Annotated in this window: 7 protein-coding genes and 1 pseudogene; 4 read left to right on the top strand and 4 right to left on the bottom strand. The window is 63.1% G+C overall.

The genetic code is table 11. The features are described from left to right. Window positions 1–657: IS5 family transposase (locus ACLQ2T_RS29140; protein WP_425769556.1), on the bottom strand; the 657-nt coding region annotated here is incomplete at its 3' end. Window positions 658–932: 275 nt separating this feature from the next. Between ACLQ2T_RS29140 and ACLQ2T_RS29135 the strand changes: the two genes are divergently transcribed. The 3 genes and pseudogenes from ACLQ2T_RS29135 to ACLQ2T_RS29125 all read left to right on the top strand — a co-directional run. Next, window positions 933–1,610, top strand: a complete 678-nt coding sequence (locus ACLQ2T_RS29135) for an AAA family ATPase (protein WP_425769555.1) — start codon at window positions 933–935, stop codon at window positions 1,608–1,610. A 94-nt stretch (window positions 1,611–1,704) separates the two neighbouring features. Then, window positions 1,705–1,908 (top strand): hypothetical protein, encoded by a 204-nt coding sequence (locus tag ACLQ2T_RS29130; RefSeq protein ID WP_425769554.1) that lies wholly within the window; start codon window positions 1,705–1,707, stop codon window positions 1,906–1,908. Between the two features lie 81 nt (window positions 1,909–1,989). Next, a pseudogene (locus tag ACLQ2T_RS29125) lies at window positions 1,990–2,142 on the top strand (IS5 family transposase); the annotation flags it as partial. A 46-nt stretch (window positions 2,143–2,188) separates the two neighbouring features. Here ACLQ2T_RS29125 and ACLQ2T_RS29120 read toward each other — a convergent pair. The 3 genes from ACLQ2T_RS29120 to ACLQ2T_RS29110 all read right to left on the bottom strand — a co-directional run bounded on the left by ACLQ2T_RS29120 (window position 2,189) and on the right by ACLQ2T_RS29110 (window position 3,959). Beyond that, the gene (locus tag ACLQ2T_RS29120) at window positions 2,189–2,662 is read right to left on the bottom strand and encodes a hypothetical protein (protein WP_425769553.1); all 474 of its coding nucleotides are present in this window, start codon (window positions 2,660–2,662) and stop codon (window positions 2,189–2,191) included. Window positions 2,663–3,190: 528 nt separating this feature from the next. Further along, on the bottom strand, window positions 3,191–3,604 hold the full coding sequence (locus ACLQ2T_RS29115; RefSeq protein ID WP_425769552.1) for a barstar family protein: 414 nt from the start codon (window positions 3,602–3,604) through the stop codon (window positions 3,191–3,193). A gap of 4 nt (window positions 3,605–3,608) precedes the next feature. Continuing rightward, window positions 3,609–3,959 (bottom strand): ribonuclease domain-containing protein, encoded by a 351-nt coding sequence (locus tag ACLQ2T_RS29110; protein WP_425769557.1) that lies wholly within the window; start codon window positions 3,957–3,959, stop codon window positions 3,609–3,611. 290 nt (window positions 3,960–4,249) lie between these two features. Here ACLQ2T_RS29110 and ACLQ2T_RS29105 point away from each other — a divergent pair, with 290 nt between their 5' ends. Further along, window positions 4,250–4,813, top strand: a complete 564-nt coding sequence (locus ACLQ2T_RS29105) for a GntR family transcriptional regulator (protein ID WP_425769551.1) — start codon at window positions 4,250–4,252, stop codon at window positions 4,811–4,813. Window positions 4,814–5,216 lie beyond the last annotated feature (403 nt).

Raw genomic sequence — 5,216 nt, 5'->3', positions numbered from 1 at the left:
CACCGGCACGAACCCGGCCGTCGTGTCGGACCGAAGGACCTGCTCGACGTCGATACCGTTGATCGCGCCGTGGATCTGCACGTCGTCTTTGAACCCGGCGTCGACCCACGCCTTGGTCACGGTCGGGGTGTGCGCGCGGACGTTGTCCAGCAGCCGGATACCGATCGCGTTGTCGGTGACCGACGCCGCGGTGACCACCACCGCGATGATCAACCCCAGGGCGTCGACCGCGAGTCCCCGCTTACGACCCGGCACCTTCTTCGCCGCGTCCTTGCCGGTCGTCGCGGCCGGGATGTGGTTGGCCGCCCGGATCGACTGGGTGTCCAGCACCACCGCGGTCGGATCCTCCCGACGGCCGGCCCGCTCCCGCGCCTGGCAGCGCAGCAGATCATGGATCGTCTGGTCGGTGCCGTCATCACGCCACAGGGCGAAGTAGTAGTAGGTGGCGGACTTCGGCGGTAGGTCGTGCGGCAGGTACGCCCACTGACACCCGGTCCGGTTCTGGTAGAAGATCGCGTTCACGATCTCCCGCAGCTCGTAGCGGCCCTGATGCCCCGACACCGACGGATGCTGGTCCTTCCACGCCTGCAAAAACGGCCCGACCACCGCCCACTGATCATCGGTCAGGTCGCTCGGATACGCCGCACGCTCACCCATGATCGGCCCAACGCGGCCGGGCCCCCACCGGTTACGACCACGGCTCACATTCACACGCCGACCCAAACCCACAGCGGACGAAAGCTACCGAACCACCCTCTGAGGCTGCGCGGATACTCAACGACTACGACGCCTACCGCCGTACCGGTGCGGCCGACTCCACGCGAGCCGAGCAGCTCGCCAGTCAGGTGCCTGCAGCGTTGGAGGAATTGCACCATCGCGCAGCCGCCCGTCACAGTCAGCCCACCACGATCCGGGCCACCTGAGCAGCGACCATGATCGTCTTCATCGATGGTCCCGACGGCAGCGGCAAGTCCACCCTCATTGCCCACCTCGCCCCGGCCCTGGTCGCACACGGGCGTACCGTCGCGCACGCGCCGCCGCTGTGGACCTATCTGAACGAGCTTTCCGCACCGGAGGACTTCGCCCCCTGGGTACGGACAACAACAGGCAGTCAGATCGCCCACGCACTACTCGAAGCCAAGACACGCCGCATCCAATGGTTGATCACGACGGCTGCCCGACTCGCCCAGGACGTTGTGCTCGTCGACCGTGGCCCCAAGACGGTGATCTGCTCTGCGCTGGCCCATCACAAGACCGGCATACCCTTGCCGAACGACCCTCAGCTGCCCTATCCGTCCACCGACCAGAACCGTGCGCAACTCGAACAGCACGTACATCGCCTCGCAGCCTTCGAAGCGTGCACGTCGATAGAACTCCGGCTGCCGGAGCAGCCAGGAGGGCTGGACGTGATCCTGCCGCGGCTGTCGCAGCGTGAAGAACTGCCGCCGTCCTATGTCGGTTACCTTGACGCGCTGATAGCCGAAATGGCGACTTTCTCCTGGGCAGTCCTACCACTGCTACCACTCGACGCCACGGCGGGCGTCGCGGTCAACGCGGAGGCGAGCCTCACGTCCGTGCTTGGCGGCCTGGCGGCGCTGCCGGATGCATAGCCTGGATAACCGAAGCGGACGCACGTGGCCGTTTCCGTCACCACTGGGGCGGCCTGCTGCCCCAGTCCTCACCGTGCGCACGTATGGCAACCGCATGACCTGGAGAGCCATCCAGCGATGGCTGCGCACCCCGCAAGGGTGGCAGCCCATCGCCTTCGACGGGGTCGAGTTGTTCAAGATGGCGAAGGTCCCCGTGACCCGATACCGCTATCGCGGCACCAAGATCCCGAACCCCTGGCAGCCCACACCGACAAACCCACCCCAACGGCATGACCTCGTGGAGAGCCCGGTGCGGTGAGAGTCGCACGCCGGGTTCGGCGGGCGGGTCCGGGAAACGGACCTGGACCAATCCAGGCACCGCGCCCGGGCCCGACCCAACAGCCTCGGCTGGATCATGCTGCACCGCCAGCTGGCCCGCGACTACGAAGCCCTACCCGGCAACTCCGCCAGCATGATCCGCATCGCGATGATCGACAACCTCACCACCAAACGCGTCACCAACGAAACCACCCCAACCTGGCGAGACATCTAAAGGTGGCATCACTCACAAAATACGTGAATCAGACGCCCTCTTACAGTCACCCGGTGCCGCCATTCGTCTCATGCCCGTATTGGATTCTGAGTTCTGCGCGGACGGGTCCGCGCGCTGGCACCCTCTTCCACCACCAGCCACGACTGGAATCTTGCCGTCCATCAACTCGCTCAATGCAACCATCATTATCAGGTTCCGTAAAGTCCATGAAGAGCTGATCAATCTCTGCGACGACTGATTCGATTCGGTATCTCCGCGTCGGATCGACACGTGAAATAGCCGCCGCAAGCCGGTCCCGAAGAATAAGCGCTGCGATGTAGTCGTGCGCCCCCCAGATCGAGCGGTCGCCAGGGGGCACCGAAAGGTCCGCCGTAAACTTTGACAGGTGCTCCCACCATGCTCGAAGCAAATCCATCGCACCGAGACTGATGTTGGGCGAGACCGGAACAACGACTGTATTAAACAACAATGAATCTGCATCGCTGACACGGTGCGACAGCCACTCATTGAAGGCAGTCACGGGCATCACCTCAGCTACCCCTGTAATAGGCTGTACTCTTCCACGGCTGATCATAGTTGATGATCACCCGAACACCATTGTGTTCAAACTTGGCAGAGTTCTGCAAAGAGCCGTCCTCATTCTTCAACCTGACCGGGCCCGCCTTCCTCAAGGTTTCTTCAATCTCATACTCACCCGCGCACGCGCCCAGCCAACACCGAGCCGGCCAACTGGTTACGAGGCCGGACGACCCGTCCGACGGCCACGACGATCCCCTCGCGATGCGACCATGGCGGGTGGTTCCGGGGATCGACGCCGCACCGCTACGCGGCGCGCCACTGGATCCCGCTTCCATCGCCTTTCCGACCGGGCCAAATCCATCGATGCATCGGCATTGATCGAGCGCGTTTGACGGCAACCGTGACGGCAACCCGAGCAGACGGTGGCAACGTTAGACAGCCTCCCACTACCGTACGTGGTCTCCGAACCAGGACATCTACTTGCCTGCTGCGTACCGACTACGTGCGAATGGGCGACGCCCCGAGTAAATCAGGAACCCCGCCGACCGCCGACATACACGCTCACCATCTTTGGCCTCCCACATGTGCCAACGGAGTCGCCGATCGACTCGACAACGTCGCCAAGGACCGCTAGCGCCGTTTCATATTCTGTCGGACTGACGTCCTTGAAATCAGCGGCGTCCGACCACGCAATCACAATCCCATCCGAGTCTAGTTGAATGAGTCCTTCCCAAAGTGAATCGGATAGAGCATCCCAGCTTCGCGAGCTTTGCAGCGGTGGATCAAGCGGAAGCGTCGCTCGAACGGTATCGAAGAACGCCTCCCGTCCCTCCCGCCCACCCGTCAGTATGACGAAGACCGCCAGGTCAGCACCCCTTGCCGTCTCTATAATGTCACCAACTGCCACACTATCTACGACAGTCAGACCTGGCAGGAACTCCATAAAATCACCGGACCCGAACGAATGCTGGACTACCAGAGTCACCGTAGTGGGTCCAGGTATAATACGTTGCTCCTGTGTCCGAATTGCGGACGACCCGAAGAGGCCCAGCGCCACTTGTTCCAGGGGGCGGAGCGACTCTGTACTCAAGGTAAGGTGAATTGAGTCCCGAGGCACCCGGAAGGTTACGGCCCCAGTTCTTAAATTGCGTACCCCACTTCTTCGCGGTAGGCCCAGTCGGGACCGTCCCAGCATCGATTTGCGCCAAGGTTCTATTCAGCGCGGCGTCTTCGGCTGCAGGCAGCTTACCCGTGATCCACGGGACCGTTGGACATGCACTCGTGTTGTGGACCAGCACCGGCGTGTTGCCGGCTACCACATAGTACGTGTGGGATTTTCACCCCATCACCTATCGGTGTTGACGGCGACGGTGACGGCAACCTGGGGAGACCAGCAGCGCCTGGCTGCCATCAATCGGCAACACCAACATGCTGTGTTCTCCTCTACTCCGGCCCACGCCCCTGTCGGCATGCGTCCCGGTGCACATAAGGTGTCACGTGACACCTGTGGCGGTCAAGAGTTTTGGGCACACGCGTGTCATGTGACGCCTGTCTCGCCTGATCAACCCGTGACGGCTACGATCAGCGCATGGCCCACGACCCAGACGACAAGCGAGCCCTGTTCCAGCAGGTCGTCGACGACATCCTCGACCAGATCCGCGACGGACGCCTCAACCCCAACGACCCACTCCCGTCCGCCCGCAAGATGGCCGACCTCTACGGCGTGGCCTCCATGACCGCCCAACGCGCACTACGCGAACTGCAACACCGGCGCATCACCTACAGCGTCGCCGGCAAAGGCACCTTCGTGCACCCCGACGCCTTCGACCTGCTACGCGGTGGTGTCCTCCGCGAACCCATCGACGATCCCGACCTCCGCCGCAGAGTGGCCGCCTACCTCGCCGACCAGCAGGCCATTACCATCCGCTACCACCAGGCCCGCACCGCCGACGACAAGAACGAAGCCCTGCACGACCTGCTGCGCCACGCCGACGCCAACAGCGACCTCATCGACGAAGTGATCAAATACCAGGCCGGCCGAGGCAACTTCGCCCAGCAGCCCGAAACCCTCCAACGGGCCAGCGACGGCGACCAGCCCTCGCCGCCCGCCAAGCGTCCCCGCAGCAGCCGCAACCGCGCACCGAAGCAGTAAGCCAGCCAGACCAAGGCCCTCGACCAAGATCCGACTGGCTCAAAACTGCTCTACAGGATCAAGAACGGCCCCGGCCGAAGCCGGGGCCGCGCGCACGCGCTCTTGGCCTACGGTCCCGCGCGCACGCCGCCTTCGCCGGCACCACGTCGGCATCCCAGCCGAGGAGCACACGAGGACTTGGCTCCCCCAAGCAAGCAGTTGGCCAACGTCGATACTTTGTGTTGGTTGACGGCAACCGTGACGGCAACCTGCACTGACGACCACAGGCCAACGCAGGCGTTCGTCACTCCGCGTAACCAATACCGGTGCTAGTTGCCAGTCACGGTGCCATTGAAGTAATCTCAGCGACTTTCCGGTAGGTATTTGTATTCGAAGTGGGTCAGGTGCAGGGCTGCGGCGATGA

Origin of the sequence: Micromonospora sp. DT229 (genome assembly GCF_049844505.1) — a bacterium.
Lineage (GTDB): Bacteria > Actinomycetota > Actinomycetes > Mycobacteriales > Micromonosporaceae > Micromonospora.
This window is presented reverse-complemented; position numbering and strand designations above follow the sequence as displayed.